An 18704-nucleotide genomic window follows, 5' to 3' on the forward strand; every position below is an offset into this window, starting at 1 on the left:
CTAGGACCTGATGAATTCCAGGATGTCGCGGTTGAGGACGTCCGGATGGGTCGACAGCATGCCGTGGGGGTACCCCTCGTAGGTCTTCAGGGTGCCGTGCTTCAGCAGCTTGACCGTCAACGGCGCGGAGTCCTCGTAGGGAACGATCTGGTCGTCGGTGCCGTGCGCGACGAGGACCGGGACGTCGATCTTCTTGAGGTCCTCGGTGAAGTCGGTCTCCGAGAACGCCTTGATGCACTCGTAGTGGGCGTTGGCCGCCCCCGTCATGCCCTGCCGCCACCAGTTGTCGATCAGACCCTGGGAGACCTCCGCGCCGGGCCGGTTGAATCCGTAGAACGGACCCGACGGCACGTCGATGAAGAACTGCGCGCGGTTGGCGGCCAGGGCCGCGCGGAACCCGTCGAAGACCTCGATCGGCAGACCGCCGGGATTGCTCTCGGACTTGACCATGACCGGCGGAACCGCGCCGACCAGCACCGCCTTCGCGACCCGGCCGGGCTCGGCCCGCGCGACGTACCGCGCGGCCTCTCCGCCGCCGGTCGAGTGCCCGACGTGTACGGCCCCCCGCAGATCGAGGACGCCGGTCAGCACCGCCACGTCCGCGGCGTAGGTGTCCATCTCGTGGCCGCTCGCGCTCTGACCGGAGCGCCCGTGACCACGCCGGTCGTGGGCGATCACGCGATAGCCCTGGGAGAGGAAGAACAGCATCTGGTTGTCCCAGTCGTCGGCGCTGAGCGGCCAGCCGTGGTGGAAGACGATCGGCTGTCCGTCGCGCGGACCCCAGTCCTTGTAGAAGATGGTCGTGCCGTCGGGGGTGGTGACCGTGCCCATGGGTGATCCCTCCGCGTGATCCGGACCGACGGCACTCACCTTACGCTCCGGCCCGGCGCGCCTCATCTCCTGCTATGTCCGTCGAAGGGTGGTCAAGTGCGTTCTATGGTGGTTCGATGTCGCCTGTTCCCAGATGGGCCCTCTTCTCGTCGGGGTGCGCGCCCGTCCTGCTCGTCGCGGGCTGGGTGATCGCGGCGTCACTGGAGGGACCCGCCTACGACCCCGTCACCCAGACGATCAGCGTCCTGGCGGCCTATGGAGCCGCGGGCTCCTGGGTGATGACCGCGGCGCTTCTCGCCCTGGGCGCCTGCCATCTGCTCACCGCCTGGGGGCTGCGGGCGGCGGCCACGGCCGGACGCGTGGCGCTGGCCGGCGGGGGAGTGGCGGCGCTGGTGGTGGCGCTGCTGCCGGCACCGAGCAGCGGGGGGTCGCTGCGCCACGGTTCGGTGGCCGCGGTCGGATTCGCGCTCCTGGCCCTGTGGCCGCTGCTGGCCGCCGACGGCGGCCGCGCCGCTCCCTGGGCGCTGCGGCCGGCGGCCTCGGCCGTGGCGACCGCCTCGATGGTGGTCGGCGCGGTGTGGTTCCTCGTCGAGATGCACCGCCACGGCGCGGCGGGCGTCGCGGAACGCGTGGTGACGGTCGTTCAGTCCCTCTGGCCCTTCGTGGTCGTCACCTCCTGCCTCCGCCATGCCGGGGACGGCGACGAGTCGCCCGCGGGTCGGCCGGACTGACGGGGGCCGGTGAGGTGCGGGCCGGTGGGCGGCAGCACGACGTCCGTTCCCGTGACGTCGCCGCGGACGGCGCCCTGTTCGTGTGTTCGAACCGTGTGCTTCGTCGTCCGCGAGCCCGGACTCGTCTCGACCGAACCGGCCGGTCACGTCACCGGCCCGGCCGTCCGGGACACGGCCAAGGCCATGGCCGAGTCGATGCGGACCCGGTCAGAGGAACCGTGAACTGGCCACCGGCCCGGAGGACCGAAGGCGGTACCGGTCGCCCCGCAGCCATGTGCCGCGTACGGCCGAGACGAAGTCCGTGAGCCGTTCGACCGGATCCGCGGGCGCCGACCCGTCGCCCTCGTCCGGCGTCGGGTCGGCGCCCACGATCTCCGCGGCGATCTCCGCCTCCGGCCGCTCGTCCGGCTCGCCGGGCTCCACGCCCCCGTCGGCGCTCTGCCGCAGGCCGGCGGCCCACGGGGCCACCGCCGACTGGTGGAGCAGCGCGACGCTGTCGGCCGTGACGGCCGGCGGGTCGGTCCAGCAGCAGGCGTGTTCGTGCAGCACCTGTCCCGGCGTCCGGTGCAGGAGCTGCTCCAGTATCCGCGGGCCCTCCCGCTCGTCGGCGGTCGCGCCGAGGTCGTGGGCGACGACGACGGTGTCCCGCCGGCCGGCCTCGTAGGGCTCCGCCGGAAGGTCCAGCACCTCGGCGGCGGCCAGTCCCAGGATCCTGCTCCCGCGGTCCGGCAGCAGCGACACCGAGCGCGGTCGTACGTCCGCGGCGGCGAGCACCGACCGCAGCCGCAGCAGACCGAGCAGACACTGGCCGTGGGTGTCCTGGAGCCAGGCGTACCGGCCGGCCATCCCGGCGTCGTACCCGTACGGGGACATCGTGCCGAGCACGGTGCCGCCCATCACGTACTGCCAGCCGCGCAGGTCCGCGCGGTCCAGCGGACCGGCCCCGCCGGCGCTCGCGGCGCGCTCCAGGACACGGTTCTGCCGGCCTTGTGCCTCCAGCCACACGGCGTCGCCGGGGGCGGACAGCAGCGCGTGCTGACGCCGGGCCAGGTCCAGGTCACCGGCCAGGACGGCGTTGAAGACCAGCAGATAGCGGTCGGGCCAGTCGGTGAGGCCGTCCTCGTGCGCCAGCAGCGCGTCGGCGGCGTCGCGGTGCCGGCCCTCGTCCTCGTACGCCGACACCAGTTCCCGCAGCACCGCGGGGGAGTCCGGAGCCAGCCGCAACGCCTCGCGCAGGGCGGGGACCGCCAGGTAGGACACGCCGCGTTCCACGCACGCGTACCCGTAGTCGTACAGCGCCCGGGCCTTGCCGGGGCGCGCGGCCAGCGCCGAGGCCGCCTCCTGGAGGTCGTCGAACCCGGCCGTCCGGGCGGCCCGCCCGACGACGAGGGCGACCTGGTCGAGGGGGGCCGTGCCGGCCTGCCGCAGTCGGCGCAGCGCGCCGGGAACGTCGTCCGCGTCGAGGCACTCCCAGGCCTTGGCCAGGTCCGGGGAGGTGGGGCGGCGGTTTCTGCGCGAGAACATGCGCAGATCCTCTCCGTCGACCGCGGCCGCCCTCAACCGTATTGTTCCGCGCCCGGGCCGAGTCGGTGTGCCGGCCGTTTCAGCGGGGTGTGCCCGTGGGGAACTCCTCGCTGCCGAGCACCCGCAGCAGCTCCAGCCGCTCGCGGGCCTCGGTGTCCGCCGGTGTGAGCACCAGCAACTGCTGTCGCTGATCGGGGGTGACCAGGGTTTCGCAGTCCATCAGCAGGCGGCCCACCCGCGGGTGCAGGAACGTCTTGCGGTCGGCGCGCCGGACCGCCACCTCGTGCTCCGCCCAGAGCCGGCGGAAGCGCGCGCTCGCGGCCCGCAGCCGTTCGACGAGGCCGGTGACCGTGGGATCACCGGCCCGGCGCCCGGCGACCGCGCGCAGATCGGCCACGAGCCGGCGGGCGTAGTACTCCTCATCCTCGGCCGGGCCGACGGCGCGGGCGGCCGGTTCGGTGAACCAGCGGTAAACGATGTAGCGGCGGTCGCCGGAGAAGCCGGTGAGGTCGCTCATCAGCAGGAGCGACGCCCGGTTCTGCGCGAGGACCTCCCCCAGGTCGGACATGACCAGGGCCGGCGTGTCGCCGAGCAGGTCGAGCATGCGCACCAGACCCGCCCGGGCCAGCCGGGCGACCCCGTCGGCGGGCGGGGGCCGGTGACCGGCCAGATGGAACAGGTGGTCGCGCTCGTCGTCGGAGAGGCGCAGCGCACGCGCCAGCGCGACGAGCAACTGCGTGGAGGGCTGACTGCTGCGGCCCTGCTCCATGCGTACGACGTAGTCCACCGACATGCCCGCCAGCATCGCGACCTCCTCCCGGCGCAGACCGGCGGTGCGGCGGCGGGGGCCGTCGGTGATGCCGACGTCGGCCGGGCGGATCGCCTCGCGGCGGCGGCGCAGGAAGTCGGCGAGTTCCTCACGTTGCATGGCCTCATGGTCCCTCGCGGCGCACCCGCCGATCCAGGGAGCGGCTCTCCCATGATGAACGCTCCGCTCCCGGTGGCCCCGGCACCGGCGCAGGGTGGGTGACGGAGCGACCACGAAGGAGAACACGATGCAGACACGCACTCTGGGCAGCGACGGTCCGGCCGTCTCCGCGCTGGGCCTCGGCGCGATGAGCATGTCGGGTGCCTACGGCGCGGCCGACCGCACGGAGAGCATCGCCACCGTGCACGCCGCGCTGGAGGCCGGCGTCACGCTGATCGACACGGGTGACTTCTACGGCATGGGCCACAACGAACTGCTGCTCGCCGAGGCCCTGCGGGGCCGCGACCGGGACAGCTACCGGCTGAGCGTCAAGTTCGGCATGCTGAGCGGGCCGACCCCGGTCATGGGCGGGTACGACGGCCGTCCCGAGGCGGTGAAGAGCTTCGTCGCCTACTCGCTGACCCGGCTGGGCACCGACCACATCGACGTCTACCGTCCCGCGCGGCTGGACCCGGCGGTACCGATCGAGGAGACCGTGGGCGCGATCAAGGAGCTGATCGACGCCGGGTACGTACGACATCTCGGCCTCTCGGAGGTCGACGCGGCGACGGTCCGCCGGGCGCACGCCGTGCACCCCGTCACCGACCTGCAGATCGAGTACTCGCTGATCTCCCGCGCGGTCGAGGCGGACGTCCTGCCCGTGCTGCGGGAGCTCGGCATCGGCCTGACCGCGTACGGCGTCCTCGGCCGCGGCCTCATCTCCGGGCACTGGACCGCCGGTCGCGGCACCGGCACCGGTGACCACCGGGCGCTCAGCCCCCGGTTCTCCGGCGGCAACGTGGAACACAACCTCGCCCTCGTGGAGGCGCTGCGCCGGGTGGCCGACGCGAAGGGGTGCACCGTCGCCCAGCTGGCCATCGCCTGGGTCGCCGCACAGGGCGAGGACATCGTGCCGCTGGTCGGCCCCCGCACCCGAGAGCGGCTGACCGAGGCGCTGCCCGCGCTGGACCTCCGCCTCACCGCGGACGACCTCGCCGAGATCGAGAAGGCGGTACCGATGGGCGCGGCCCGCGGCGACCGCTATCCGGCCGCGTTCATGGCCGACCTCGGCGTGGGCAACTGAGCCCGGCTTCCCGGCGGGGCCCGTCGGACGGCGTCAGCAGCCGTCCCGGCACGCCCGGGACGGCGGCGGAATCCGCTCGCACGCGTGTACCGCCACCCGGTGCGGCTCCAGGTCCCAGGTGCGCCGGGTGCCGCCACGGCTGACCGCGTGCAAAGTGTCGTCGCCGTCGGACACGGCGCCCTGGACCCGCCCGGTGTGCCCGCGCGGCGTCGCCCTCGGCGCCCGGCGGGGGATGCCCCACGGCCGCGCGGTACCGTCCCGGCCGCCGGTGGCGATGGCGGTGCCGTCGCGGCTGAAGGCGACGCACGGCACGGTGTCCGTGTGAACGGTGAGCCGGCCCCGGTCGGTGTGCGGGCGAGGGTCCCGGACACGGACGCCGTCCGCCCCGGCGACGGCCGGCAGCGAGCCGTCCGGGCTGTACGCGAGGTCCTCGACCTCCCCCGTGCCCCCGGGGCCGGGACCTTTCCGCGTCCCGCGCGGCAGACGGACCGGCCGGACGCGGCCCGCGCGGTGGTCGAGAGGGTTCAGCGGCCACTGCTCCCGTCCCCGCCGCGGCGCGTCGGCGATCTCGAACCGGCGGCCCGTCACGAGGCCGCCCACGGCGAGGCGCGGCAGGGCGGGGACCTGTACGCGGTCCGGGCCACCCGCTCCGGAACGCGCGTACTGCTCGGTGACGTCCGCGGCAAGGGCCACGCCGTCGCCCACGCCCACCACTGACCGCGGAACGCCTCAGTGCTCGCGGTCCAGGACGCGGCGGGCCGCCTCGGCCTCCGCCGCCGGCGGGGACAACTCGTCGAGGGAGTCGAGCTCGGTGTCGGCCTCCAGCTCCTGTTCCCAGGCCGCCGCCAGCCGTTCCTGTTCCTCGCGCGGTCTGCCGCTGACGGCCTCCCGGTGGTGAGGGTCCAGGGCCGCGAGGAATCGTCCGACCGGGTCCGTGGGCATGCCGTGCTCCTTGTCGCTCGGAAGGGGCCGCGCTACCGACCCAGGATGGCCAGCCGCCCCCGGGACGGCCGCCCGACACGGCCTGCGACCACCCTGATGGCCCCGCTCCACCGTCCCGCGCCACGGCGGCGCCCGCCCGGGGACGAGGACCCGGGGACCCGTTGTCAGAGCCCTGCTCTACAGTTCCCGTCACTTGATCATCGCGGGTGCGGGAGGCACGCATGGGGTGGGTGTCGGCAGGCGGCTACGAGGTCGCCCTCGACGACGGCAAGGTGGTGTGCCGCAACGCGGCCGGACGGCGGCTGAAGTCCGTACCGCCCAAGATCACCGACGATCCGGCGGTGGTGGGGCTGCGCCAGCTCACCGAGTGGCTGGAGCGGCACGAACGGCAGTGCCTGGCCGATGTGGAGCGGTGGATGGTGCGCTCGCTGCCGGTGCCGTTCGAGGTGCTGGCGCGGGTGTGGCCGGACCCCGCCTGGCAGGCCGCCCTCCGCGACCTGGTGGTCACGGGCGCGGACGGCGCGGTGGCCGGATTCCTGCGGGACGCCGACCCCGAGCGCGGCCTCGGCCTGGTCGACCTCGACGGCGACACCGTTCGCCTCACCCCCGGCCTGGTCCGCCTGCCGCACCCCGTGCTCCTCGACGACCTGGAGGAACTGCGGGAGTTCGCCGTCGAGCTCGGCGTCGAACAGCGCGCCCAGCAGCTCTTCCGCGAGGTGTGGCACCGGCCCGCGGCACTCGACGCCGAGGCCGCCTCCGTCGAGGACCACGCGGGCGGCGTCTTCAAGGAACTGCGGTTCCTGCACGGCCGCGCGACCCAGCTCGGCTACCGCGTGCGCGGCGGCCACGCCGTGTGCTCCGTGGTGGAGGACGGCCACGCCGTCGAGGCCCGGGTGTGGGTCGGCGACTACGACGGCTACGACGAGACGGAGACCGGCCCCCTGGTCTTCACCGACCCGGCCGGCCGGGTGCTGAAGCTCGGCCGGGTCGGGCCGGTGGCCTGGTCGGAGGGCATGCGCATGGCGGCCGCGCTGTACGCCGGACGCGACATCGAGGACGAGGAGCGTGCGGCATGACGACGTACGACGGATTCACCTACGACGAGGCCACCTCCGCCGCGCTGCTCGACGCCGGCGCCGTACTGCCCCCGGGCACCACCGACCGGGAGGACGCCGACGTCCTCACCGCCCGCACGTACACGCACACCGCGCTGGACGGGCGGAAGGTCGTACGGCTGGTGCCGGGCACGCTGGGCGAGGCGGAGGACCTCGCCCTGGACTTCCTCGGGCTGGCCCGCGAGCCGGAGACCCGCGAGGTCGGACAGGTGCGCCGGGAGACCCTCGGCTTCCCCGCGTGGGCGCTGGTCAACGACCCGGCGAACGGACACCACGCGCTGGCGCTGGTCAAGGACGTCGAACGGCTCGCCCGGCAGGCCAAGTCCCGCCCCGGCAACGCCAAGGACGGCTTCGAGGCGCTCGGCGAGCGGCTCGGCCGTGCCGTGCCGCACTTCCTGCCCACCTTCTACGAGCAGGCCGCCCGCGTCTTCCTCCAGCACGAGAACACCACCTACGCGGCGGCGTTCTTCGGCAAGGCCCGCGAGGCGGAGCGGGTGCACGCGCTGACCGTGGACGAGGAGCGGCAGCGCGCCGTGTTCCTGGAGTTCGCCTTCGCCGGGGCGCTGACGGTCAAGGCCCTCAAGGAGCACGTGAAGGCCCTCGCCGCCCGGCTCACCCCGGCCGACGCCTGGGCGCAGTTCCGGCAGCTCACCGTGGAACGCTGCGCGGCCGGCATGCCGCCGTACGCGTCGCTGCCCCAGGACGCCCGCGCCCTGATCAAGGCCGCCGGCCTGGACCGGGTCACCGAGGAGTGCGCCCTGGTCGCGGACCTGCTCGCGTCGCCCGCGGCGGTCCGCGCCCCCGCCTCCTTCTGGAACACCTACCGGGCCACGCTCGTCGTCCTCGCCGAACAGCGGCCCGCCGTACGCGGCCGGCTGCTGGAGATCATGCCGGCCGGTCTCGGCCGCTCCACCGCGGACGACGAGTTCTGGCTGGCGCTGCTCGCCGAGACCGGCGCCGACCGGCTGCTCACGGGCGAGGACGGGGCGGCGGACGCGACCGACCCGGCGGACTGGCTCACCCGCTGGGCCCTGCACCGCAAGCACGGCGGCACCGTCAGCGACCGCTCGCCCGCCACCCTCGTGCTGGTGGAGCGCATGACCGCGCGCCTGCGCGACCAGGGCCGCCCCGTCGACCTCTTCACCGGCCGCTGGCACGCCGGCGCCGACCTCGACCTGCTGGACCTGTGCGTGGCGCGGGACGTGCCGCTGGCCCCGCCCGGAGCCGGCACGGACGTCCACCTCGACCTCGACCGGTGGCTGAAGGACACCCGGCCCGGACGGCGCGACCTGACGGCCGTCGCGGCGGACCGGCACGGCCGCCGCATGCTCTACGACGCCGTCGGCAACCAACACCGTCGGCACACCGGTGGGGGGACGCTGGAGGGGATCGCCGGTCACCCCGTGCTCGCCGACGTGCTCCGCGAGTGGCTCGACGACGCCGCCGGCGAGCTGGACGGCGCGGCCGGTCTGGCGGACGCCCGCGGGGCGCTCGAGCGGCTGCGCCCGTTCCGTACGATCGCCGCACGGATCAGCCCGGAGGCCGTCGCCCGGGCCGCCGCGTTCGACATCGCGCCACTGCTCGGCAACACCCTGCGCGCCGGCATCCCGGACGAACTGGGCTGGCCCGCCCTCGAGGAGGCGCTGCGACGGCTCGACGCCGAGACCCGCCGCGACAAGGAGGACAACCTCGCCGTCCACGAGGCGTGGCCGGCCCTGATCCTCTCCCGCAGGCACAAGGCGATCGTCGTGGGACCGCAGGACATCCTGCTGGAGCACGACCTGCGGCTGCCCGTCGAACTGGACCGCTGGCAGCGGCCGTCGTTCCGCTACACCGACGGCGAACTGCTGGTGCTGTGGCGGCAGGACGACAAGCAGTACGGCTACTGGTCGGCCCGCCCGGCCGAGGTGTTCCCGCTGGGCGGCGAGAAGCTCCCGCACTGGTACAGCAGCGGCGACGCCGGCGAGACCTCGATCCCGCTGCCGGACGGCGGACGCGTCACCGGCGGGCGTGCCCTGCACGCCGGCGACACGGTCCTGCCGCCCGCGCGCCGCATCCTCGGGGACGGCACCTCGTACTGGCGCCAGGGACGGCAGGGGACGCGGCAGGTGTGGCTCGAGTACGACCCGGCCACCGGCGAGCACGGCCGTGCCTCGCTGCCCGCGTTCCTGCGGTCCGGCATCCGCGACGACGCCACCCTGCTCCAGCAGCACTGCGCGGTACTGCCCCTGCAACCCGGCCTGGAGCACAGCCCGTTCGGCACGGACGGCACGGTCCTCGGCCGCTGGGTGCGCACCGAGGGCGAGGGCGACGAGGCCCGCACCACCGTCGGCACCCCGGACGGCCGGACCGTCACCCTGTCGGCGGCGCACGGCCGGCCACCGGGCGTCCCGGTCGGCGCCCTGCGGCTGCCCGGCGGCGTCGAGCCCCTGGTCGTCGCCCACCACCGTCAGATCGCCCTGTACACGACGGACGACACCACCGGTGTGCGGGAACTGGGCCGTCTGGCACCGCTGGGGCGAGGCGGCGAGTTCGCCGCCGGCACGCGGCTCGTACCGCCGGTCGACTTCTGGCACGCGCTGCGGCCGCGCGACGAGAACGCCTCGGCGCTCCTGCGGGCGCTGAGCGACGAACAGGCCCGGGAACTGCTGCGCGCCGGCGCCGAGGCGCTGGCCGAGCGGCAGGCGAGGATCGCGGCGGCGGGGACACCGGCCGACTCCCCGCGGACCGCCGGTCAGCCCGGCCCCGCGGGGGCCGCCACCGCCAAGCCCGATGTCCCCACCGCCGACGAGGTCGTGCGGGACGCGGTGTCCCGCGCCCTGCCCGCCCTCACCGAGCCGCACCTGCTCACCGGCGTCGCCGCACTCGTGCACGCGGTGCTGCGCCTGGCGGCGTCCGTCGCCACCTTCGTCACGCCTCCGGCCGAGCGGCCCAAGACCGCACGCAGGCGCACCGAGGGCATGTTCGCCGACTACAGCCCCGAGGACGGCGACGAACAGACGCTGCGCGAGGCGACCTCCGGCCTCGCCGACCTGCGCGGCTGGTGGGGCGGCGGACAGAGCTGGAGCACCCTGCGGCAGATCCGCGCCGTGAACCACGTCCTGTCCGGCAAGCCCGCCGACGGCAAGCCCCTGGCCGCGTCGTCCCGGCCCGCCGGGACCGCCGACGGATGGCGCAGCGACGAGTTCACCGTCCCCGGCATCGGCGCGGTGTGGCCCAGCGTGCTCGACGCGCTGCGCCCGCTCGCCTACCGCGCCGCCTCACCCACCCTGACGGAGACACACCGCCGGGCACTGCTCCTGCTGTTCGAGGCGATCACGGAGGGCCCGCTCGCCGCGCCCGGGGGCGCGCTGCGCGAGGTGGTGCTGAGCGAGCCGCACGACAAGCAGGAGCGCGTCGGCCAGGTACTGCGCCGGGAAGGCCGTACCGTCGTCGTCCTCGGCTGCCAGAACGTCGACCACCGCACCGGACGGGTCAACTGGCTCGCCCTGGACCACGATCCGGCCGGTGCCTTCGGCGCCGTCGCGCACTTCGCCCTGGAGCGGGAGACCGCGCACCCGCCGGTGTTCCCGGCCGACGCGCTGGCCGCGGTGACCGCGCTCGTCCGGGACAAGGGCGCCGCGCCCTGGCAGCCGGAAGCGCCCGCCGCCCTGGCCGCCGCCACGCGGGACGGGCTGGGCCCGGTGCAGGCGGCCCTGCTGCTCGCCGGGCGGCCGCCGCAGCTCACCGACGAGGTGATCGCCGCGACCGGTCTGAAGCCGCGCCAGAAGCAGCTCGGCGACGCGCTGCTGGGCTCGCTGGAACCCGGCGACCGCTTGGCGCTCATCGGCGCGCTCCTCCCCGGGAACCCCGCCGACCTGTGGACCGCCGGACCGGACACGGACGCGGCGGGCCGCGTGTGGGCCGAGCGCCTCGACGGGGTCGTGCGCCTGCCCGAGGACCTCGCCGGAGAGCTCTCCCTGGCAGGGCTGTCCACCGGCTCCGTCGAGGAAGTGCTCAACCCGCACCGCACCCCCTGGATCAGCCGCACCACCGTGCAGCGCCCCGACAAGGACGGCAACCTCGTGGCGGAGGACCCCCGGGCCGTGCCCGGCCGGTACCACCTGACGCGCGCCGTGGCCGCCCTGGCCGGGCTCGCCTACTCCCTGCCGTACGGACACCCCCTGCGCACCGCCCTGCCCGGAGGGCTCACCGCGCTGCGCCGCCGCGTCGCGGACCCCGCACTGCTGCTCGACCTCGACCTGGAGTGGACCGAGAAGGGCACGTCGACCGCCGTCGAACTGCGCAAGGCGTACGGGCTGCCCGCCACCGGCGGCGCCGACGCGCACGGACTGACACCCGTCGGCGAGGCGCTGGTGCTGCGCCCCTGGTACGGGGACCAGGAGGCCGTCCTGGTCCGTACGAGCGCCCTCAGCTCGGTGGACGACCCCCTGTTCGGACTGATCGAGGGAATCGTCGGACCCGGACGGCGCGACGGCATGCGGGCGCTGCGGACCGTCCTGGGCGACGAACTCGCCCGCGCCCTCGCGGCCGGAACGGACCCCGAAGGACCCACCGGATACGCCCAGGACCCCACCCTGAGCGTGCCCGGCCTGGTCACCGAGGTCGCCGGGGCCCACGGGCTGAGCGAGGACGCGGCGGCGCTCTACCTGCAACTGCTGGCCCTGCCCGACCCGACGGACCGCAACCGCGCCCGCTGGACCGGCTGGAAGCCCGCCCGCACGAAGAAGGCCCGCGCCGAACTGGCCGCCACCGGCCTGGTCGTCGAGGCGAAGCGGGCCCGCGCCGGACGCACCCTCTTCCTGCCGTGCGGCTGGCTCGACCTGAAGTCCCCCGCCCTGCCGGTGGAGATCTGGAAGCAGGGCCTCTACCCGGTCCACGACAGCTCCCACGCGGTACCGCTGCTGCCGGTGCCCGAGCTGTTCACGCGCGCCTGGGACCGCGTCCGCGCCGGCGACGCACCCGCCTACGAGGAACTCACCACCCGCGCCACCCGCAAGGGCCGCCGCCGATGACCACCGTCCACCCGCACCCGGAAGAACCCGCGCCGATGACCACCACCCTGTCCCCCTCCCCGGCCCGCCAGATCGTTCCGCCCGAGGACCGGTACGCCACCGAACTCGCCTTCCTCGCCGCCTACGACGACGGGCCGCGCCCGCCCGCCTGGCGGCTCAGCCCGCGCGCGGTCGTCACGTTCGTCATGGGCAGCGGGGGCCGGGCCCTGAAGCTCCCCGACGACGCCGGGGCACCCGACGGCGTCCCGCACCGCCTGGTGATCGAGGACAAGTTCGTCGGCGACCGGGCACTGGTCGAGCGGTGCGTGGTGACCCTCGCCGGAGAGCGCGGTCTGCTGCTCGTCGGCGAGCCCGGCACCGCCAAGTCGATGCTGTCGGAGCTGCTCTCCGCCGCCGTGTGCGGCACCAGCGGCCTGGTCGTGCAGGGCACCGCCGGCACCACCGAGGACCAGCTCAAGTACGGCTGGAACTACGCGCTGCTGCTGGCGCAGGGCCCCACCCGCCAGGCGCTCGTGCCGTCCCCCGTCCTGACCGCCATGTCCCGGGGCGCCATCGCCCGCGTCGAGGAGGTCACCCGCTGCCTGCCCGAAGTGCAGGACTCGCTGGTGTCGTTGCTCTCCGAGCGGCGCATCGCCGTACCCGAACTGGCCGGCACCGAGGACGCGCTGGCGCACGCGGCACCCGGCTTCAACCTCATCGCCACCGCCAACCTCCGCGACAAGGGCGTCTCCGAGATGTCCGCGGCCCTCAAGCGCCGCTTCAACTTCGAGACCGTCGGCCCCATCGGCGACCTCGACGCGGAGACCGCCCTGGTGCGCGGCCAGGCGCGGGCGTCCGTGGAGCGCGCCGGGGCGCCGTTCCAGGTCGACGACGCCGTGCTGGAGGCCCTGGTCACCGCGTTCCGTGACCTGCGTGAGGGCCGGTCGGCGGAGGGCTGGGAGGTGGAACGGCCGTCGACGGTGATGAGCACCGCCGAGGCCGTGTCCGTCGCCGGCGCGCTCGCCCTCGCGGCGGCCTACTTCCCGGGCGACCGCGACGTCCTCGGACTGCTGCCCGGCCATCTGCTCGGCGTGGTCCGCAAGGACGACCCCGCCGACGCCGCCCGGCTGCGCGGCTACTGGGACGGTCCCGTCCGGCGCCGTGCCGAGCAGGGCTCCGCCACCTGGCGCACCCTGTGGGACCTGCGTACGGTCCTGGAGGGCTGACGGCCGTGTCCCTCTCCCACGGGGCCGCCGCCCCGGACGGCCCGCCCGTCCCGCCCGACGAGGCGCTCGCCGCCCTCACCGGCCCGTTGGCGCCCTACCTCGTCGGCGTACGGCACCACGCGCCCTCCCTGGCCGCCGCCGTGCCCGCGCTGCTGGACGAGGCGGAGCCGGAGGTGCTGCTCGTCGAGCTGCCCGCGGAGACGCAGCAGTGGCTGCCCTGGCTGGGGCACGAGGAGACCCGGGCCCCGGTGGCGCTCGCCGCCGCCCCCGGCGAGGGCGGCGACGGCGGACCGGCGTTCTACCCGTTCGCCGACTTCTCGCCCGAACTGGCCGCCGTGCGCTGGGCCGTCCGGCACGGCGTACCGGTGGTCGCCTGCGACCTGCCGCTCGCCGACCGGGCCTGGACCGACGGACGCCGGGCCACGGGGACGGGGGCCGGCGGACCCGGTCTCGCCACCGCGCTGCGCACCCGGCTGACGGGCCGCCCCGGGGACGACCTCTGGGACCGGCTCGTCGAGGCGACCGCCCCGGGCTCCCCGCCCGAGGCCCTGCGCCGGGCCGCCCTGCTCACCGGGTGGGCCCTGCGCGAGGACGCGGTCGCCTCGGGCGGCGTACCGGAGCTGGACCTGCGGCGCGAACGCTGGATGCGGGCCCGGCTGGCCGAGGCCACCGCAGGCGGCGAACGGGCCGCCGTGGTGGTCGGTGCCTTCCACGCCCCGGCGCTCGTACGGCAGGACGCGGGGGAGGAGGACGCGACGGCCGCGGACGGGCGACGGCCCGGGTGGAACACCTCGCTGATCCCGTACACCTACGCCCTCCTCGACGAGCGGTCCGGCTACCCGGCGGGCATCCGGGACCCGGAGTGGCAGGACATGGTCCTGCGCGCGGCGGGCGACCCGGCCGCGCTGGAGGAGGCGCTGACCCGGGCGGCCGTACGCGTCTGCGCCGAACTGAGGAGCCTCGGCCACCCCTCGGGACCGGCCGACGCCCGGGAGATCAGCCGGCTCGCCTCGGACCTCGCCCGGCTGCGGGGCCTGCCGGCGGCGGGCCGCGGCGAACTGGTCGAAGCGGTCCAGACGGTGCTCGCGCAGGGCGAGCCGTACGGGCGCGGCCGGGCCGTGGCACGGGCGATGGAGCGCGTGCTCGTCGGCACGCGCACCGGGCGTCCCGCCCCGGGGGCGCCGCGCAGCGGACTCGTCCCCGCGGTCGAGGCCGAGCTGGCCCGGCTCGGCCTGCCCGGCCCGGAGGCGGGCGGCCCCGGCCCCGCGCGGGACCTGCGTCTCGACCCGCTGCGGTCCGACCTCGACCGGCGCCGTGAACTGCTGCTGCGCCGGCTGACGGTGTGCGGCGTGCCCTACGGGGAGGCCAGGGAGGTCGTCGGCGCGGGCGGCGCCGAGGCCCTCACCTCCCGCTGGGAGGTGCGCTGGACCCCCGCCACGGCGGCCGTGCTGACCGCGGCCGGAGTACGCGGGGTCACCCCCGCGCAGGCCGCCGAAGGAGTCCTGCGCGAACGGCGCCGCCAGGAACGCGACGAGGGCGGACCGACCGCCGCACAGGCCCTCCAAGGGCTCGAACGGGCGGCGGAGTGCGGCCTGGCCGGGCTCGCGGACGAACGGCTCGCCGACGTCGCCGACGTCCTGCCCCAGGCCGGCACCCTGCCGGAACTCCTCGCCGGACTGGCCCTGCTCGACCGGCTGCGGGCCGGTCATGTCCCCGGTCTCCCCGCCGGGCCGGACCGCGAGCCCCGGGCCGCCGAAGCCGCGGAACTGCTCACGGCGGCGGCGGTGCGGCAGGTCGACGGACTGACCGGGTCCGAGGACCCCGCCGACGCCCACGCCCTGCTCGAACTCTCCCACCGCGCCGACCCGCTGGGCGGCATCCGGCTCACCGACGCCCTGGAGCGCCTGTCCGCCGCCGGCTCCCCGCTGATGCGCGGCGCCGCCGGGGCCGTACGCGTCCTGCTCGGACACGAGGACGCCCGAGCCTTCGGCGACCGCGTGGCCTCCTGGGTCGACGGGGCCACCGACCCCGACTCCCGCGCCGCCCTCACCGCCCGGCTCGGCGGACTGCTGACCGCCGCCGGCCCCCTGCTGGAGGCGGCGCCCAACGCGCTGGAGCCCTTGCTCACCCGGGTGACCGAGCTGCCCGACCGGGCGTTCCTCGACCGGCTCCCCGCACTGCGCGGCGGCTTCGACACCCTGAGTCCCGCGGCCCGCGACCGCCTCCTCACGGCCGTCGAGGAACGCCTCGGCACCACGCACGTCGCCGACACGGACGACGTCGACCCGGCCGCCCTCGCCACCTGGACCGAAGCGGACTTCGCGGCCCGCGAGGCCCTGCGGTCGCTCGGCCTGCTGCCCCCACCGGGCGGCGGCCCGGCGGAGGGCGCGCCACAGCGCCCGGAGCGCGGTGCCCCGGAGACCGCCGAGGAACATGCCCTCGCCCCCGCCGACCGCTGGCGCCTCCTCCTCGGCCGCCGCGCCGACCGGCTGCCGCCGTCCGCGTCACCGCTCGCCACCGCGCTGGACGAGCTGTACGGCAGCGGACGCGGCGAAGGCAGCCGGGGAGACCTCACGGGCCCGGGAGCCGGCGGGGGGCGTCAGGCGCCGTACCCCGGAGTGCGGGAGTGGTCCGAGGAACTGGCCGCGCTGTTCGGGCCCGGCATCCGGGAGGAAGTGCTGGCGACCGCCGCCGCGTCGGGCCGCAGGGACGTCCTCGCCGAGCTGGACGCGGACAGCGTGCGGCCCTCGGTGGACCTCCTGCGCACCGTCCTGCGGCACGCGGGCGGACTGCCCGAGGCCCGGCTGGCCGCTCTGCGCCCGCTCGTACGGCGGCTGGTCGACGCGCTGACCCGGCAGCTCGCCACCCGTCTGCGCCCCGCCCTGCACGGCACCGCCCTGCCCCGCCCCAGCAGACGGCCCGGCGGCGGACTGGACCTGCCCCGCACCCTGCGGGCCAACCTGGCGACCGCGCGCCGCGCCCCGGACGGCACGGTGCGGGTGATCCCCGAGCACCCGGTGTTCCGTACCCGGGCACGCCGGGCCGCCGACTGGCGGCTCATCCTGGTCACGGACGTCTCGGGGTCCATGGAGGCGTCCACGGTGTGGGCCGCGCTGACCGCCTCCGTGCTGGCGGGGGTGCCGACCCTCTCCACCCACTTCCTGGCGTTCTCCACGGAGGTCGTCGACCTCACCGGACACGTGGACGACCCGCTGTCGCTGCTGCTGGAGGTCAGCGTGGGCGGCGGCACCCACATCGCCGCGGGACTGCGGCACGCGCGCGAGCTCGTCACCGTACCGTCGCGCACCCTCGTCGTGGTCGTCAGCGACTTCGAGGAGGGCTACCCGCTGGGCGGTCTGCTCGCCGAGGTCCGCGCACTGGTCGGAGCCGGCTGCCACGTCCTGGGCTGCGCGAGCCTCGACGACACGGGCCGGCCCCGCTACTCCACGGGAGTCGCCGGTCAGCTGGTCGCGGCCGGCATGCCCGTCGCCGCCCTCAGTCCGCTCGAACTCGCCCGCTGGGTAGGGGAGAAGATCGCATGAGCCCGGACCTGCCTCCGGTCGTCCCGTCCGTCACCGCCGAACTCGTCGCGGCGCTCTCGCCCCGGCTCCGCAAGCGGCTGGACGCGGGCGTGACCAAGCTCCTGGCGCGCCCGGTCGTCCGGGAGGGCGACACCGTGCGGATCGCCGTCGACGACGAGACCGACGTCGTCCTGCGGGCGCCCGGCGGGACGGTGACCGGCGCGGACGCCATCCACTGCGGATGCCTGCTGGCCCCCGACTGCCTGCACCGCGCGGCGGCGGCCTCGGCCGCACCGGTCGCCGAGGAGGCCCCGGCCCCCGCCGAGGCCACGGAGACGCGGGAAGGGACGGAGACGGCACCGACGGGGCCCGACACCGCCACCCCCGAACAACACGCCGCCGCACGGGCGGTGTTCGACGCGGCCGCAGCCGTCCTGGAGGCCGGCACCGACGGCGCCGGCGCCGTGCTCCAGGCCGAACTCCTGCACGCCGCGCACACCGCCCGCCTGGCCGGCCTCCCACGGGCCTCGGCCGCGGCGGTCTCCGTGGTGACCGGGGTGCGCGCGGCCCGCTCCGCCGACCCCGGACACCGCCTCACCGACCTCGCCGGCACGCTGGCCGGAGTCCTGGGCGTCACCCACCGCCTCCCGCACGCCACCGGCCCGGACCTGGCCGACCTGCGCGGCACGGTCCGGCAGCCGTACCGCCCGGACGGCTCCCTGCGGCTGTACGGGCTCTTCTCCGAGCCCGTCCTCACCGCGACCGGGTACGCGGGCGCGGTCACCTGGACCGCCGACGCCGACGGACGCCTGTACACGGTCTCGGACGTGGCACCGGGCGGGCCCTCCCGGGCGACCGGCGCCGCCGACCGGGCCGTACGGATCGGTGACACCACCCTGACCCACCGGGAACTGTCGCGCGCGGGACTCGCCGTGTCCGGGGCCACCGTCTCCCCGACGGGCCGGCTCGGCGCGGGGGCGGGGGTGCGGGCGGTCCGCGCGTCCGGCGCCGACTGGCGCGCCGAGCCGCTGGACCGGCTGTGGGCCGTACCCGCCGCCGAACAGGTGGCCCGGGCGCTGGACGGCGGGCAGGACCTGCTGTTCCTGGAGGTGACCCTCGAGGGCACGGTGCGGGAGACGACGGGCGACTGTCTGCTGGCCGACTGCGCCGGCCTGTCCCTGCGGCTGGCCGCCGCCCACGACGATCCCGCACTCCCTCACCGCGACAACCTCCGCCTGCTCGCCGCCGCCGGGGGCAGCCGGCTGCGGATCGTCGCGCGCCTGGCACCGGGGCCGTGTCCCCGCGCCCTGCTGCTCGCCGTCGAGCACCCCGCCGATCCCGGCGCCCGGGTGGACCTCGGTCTGGACCGCCTCCAGCACGCGGACCTGCCCACCGGCGCGGTCGCGCCACCCGCGCGGACCGTGTCCACCGGGGACGAGGCCCCGCTGCACCTGCTGCGCCGCCGCGTCCACCAGGCGGTGCCGGGAGGCCGCCGTGTCCTCGCCCTCGCCGGGAACCGGTCGGGCGACGGCACCCGGCTGCGCCGTCTCGGCCTCGCCACGGCGGGCGACCTCCTCGACGACCTCCACACCGCCGCCGCGGACCGCTCCCGCGACACCTTCGGCCGCCTGCTCCCGGCCGACACCGGCCGCTTCGCCCGGGCCTGGCTCGCCGCCGCCGTCTACACCGACGCGGTCGAACGAGCCCTGTGCGCGGCCGCCTGGGGAGCCGCCGTGAACGAGGTCTCCCCATCGGGCCGGACCCCGTGA

At 76.0% G+C, this 18704-nt stretch carries 12 protein-coding genes; 7 read left to right on the top strand and 5 right to left on the bottom strand.

Going from position 1 to position 18704, the window contains the following annotated elements; genetic code table 11:
• A complete protein-coding gene (locus ACZ62B_RS28705) occupies nucleotides 1-831 on the bottom strand; it encodes an alpha/beta fold hydrolase (protein WP_468887017.1) in 831 nt (276 codons plus the stop codon).
• Between the two features lie 116 nt (nucleotides 832-947).
• Between ACZ62B_RS28705 and ACZ62B_RS28710 the strand changes: the two genes are divergently transcribed.
• Nucleotides 948-1562, top strand: coding sequence for a DUF998 domain-containing protein (locus ACZ62B_RS28710; RefSeq protein WP_344562411.1), 615 nt, complete (start codon nucleotides 948-950; stop codon nucleotides 1560-1562).
• Nucleotides 1563-1769: 207 nt separating this feature from the next.
• Here the strand turns inward: ACZ62B_RS28710 and ACZ62B_RS28715 are convergent, their stop codons facing one another.
• The gene (locus ACZ62B_RS28715) at nucleotides 1770-3086 is read right to left on the bottom strand and encodes a hypothetical protein (protein ID WP_469692619.1); all 1317 of its coding nucleotides are present in this window, start codon (nucleotides 3084-3086) and stop codon (nucleotides 1770-1772) included.
• A 79-nt stretch (nucleotides 3087-3165) separates the two neighbouring features.
• Nucleotides 3166-4014, bottom strand: a complete 849-nt coding sequence (locus tag ACZ62B_RS28720; protein WP_469692621.1) for a helix-turn-helix transcriptional regulator — start codon at nucleotides 4012-4014, stop codon at nucleotides 3166-3168.
• A gap of 127 nt (nucleotides 4015-4141) precedes the next feature.
• Between ACZ62B_RS28720 and ACZ62B_RS28725 the strand changes: the two genes are divergently transcribed.
• The gene (locus ACZ62B_RS28725; RefSeq protein WP_344562405.1) at nucleotides 4142-5137 is read left to right on the top strand and encodes an aldo/keto reductase; all 996 of its coding nucleotides are present in this window, start codon (nucleotides 4142-4144) and stop codon (nucleotides 5135-5137) included.
• A 33-nt stretch (nucleotides 5138-5170) separates the two neighbouring features.
• On the opposite strand, the gene ACZ62B_RS28730 is transcribed toward ACZ62B_RS28725, so the two are convergent.
• Together ACZ62B_RS28730 and ACZ62B_RS28735 are read right to left on the bottom strand one after the other, a co-directional pair.
• Nucleotides 5171-5842, bottom strand: coding sequence for a WD40 repeat domain-containing protein (locus ACZ62B_RS28730; protein WP_468722837.1), 672 nt, complete (start codon nucleotides 5840-5842; stop codon nucleotides 5171-5173).
• A 24-nt stretch (nucleotides 5843-5866) separates the two neighbouring features.
• The gene (locus tag ACZ62B_RS28735) at nucleotides 5867-6079 is read right to left on the bottom strand and encodes a hypothetical protein (protein ID WP_073934015.1); all 213 of its coding nucleotides are present in this window, start codon (nucleotides 6077-6079) and stop codon (nucleotides 5867-5869) included.
• A 221-nt stretch (nucleotides 6080-6300) separates the two neighbouring features.
• Here ACZ62B_RS28735 and ACZ62B_RS28740 point away from each other — a divergent pair, with 221 nt between their 5' ends.
• The 5 genes from ACZ62B_RS28740 to ACZ62B_RS28760 are packed head-to-tail and all read left to right on the top strand — an operon-like array spanning nucleotide 6301 to nucleotide 18704.
• Nucleotides 6301-7155, top strand: coding sequence for a DUF4132 domain-containing protein (locus ACZ62B_RS28740; protein ID WP_469692624.1), 855 nt, complete (start codon nucleotides 6301-6303; stop codon nucleotides 7153-7155).
• Nucleotides 7152-12209, top strand: a complete 5058-nt coding sequence (locus ACZ62B_RS28745) for a hypothetical protein (RefSeq protein WP_469692625.1) — start codon at nucleotides 7152-7154, stop codon at nucleotides 12207-12209. The genes ACZ62B_RS28740 and ACZ62B_RS28745 overlap by 4 nt, the downstream gene beginning before the upstream one ends.
• A gap of 35 nt (nucleotides 12210-12244) precedes the next feature.
• Nucleotides 12245-13414 carry an ATP-binding protein gene (locus ACZ62B_RS28750; protein WP_344562788.1) on the top strand — a complete coding sequence of 390 codons (1170 nt, stop codon included), beginning with the start codon at nucleotides 12245-12247 and terminating at the stop codon, nucleotides 13412-13414.
• A 5-nt stretch (nucleotides 13415-13419) separates the two neighbouring features.
• The gene (locus tag ACZ62B_RS28755) at nucleotides 13420-16956 is read left to right on the top strand and encodes a vWA domain-containing protein (RefSeq protein WP_468722831.1); all 3537 of its coding nucleotides are present in this window, start codon (nucleotides 13420-13422) and stop codon (nucleotides 16954-16956) included.
• Nucleotides 16953-18704, top strand: a complete 1752-nt coding sequence (locus tag ACZ62B_RS28760) for a hypothetical protein (protein ID WP_469692628.1) — start codon at nucleotides 16953-16955, stop codon at nucleotides 18702-18704. Before ACZ62B_RS28755 ends, ACZ62B_RS28760 begins: the two co-directional genes overlap by 4 nt.

It is taken from the genome of Streptomyces sp. NPDC053426 (genome assembly GCF_055585405.1).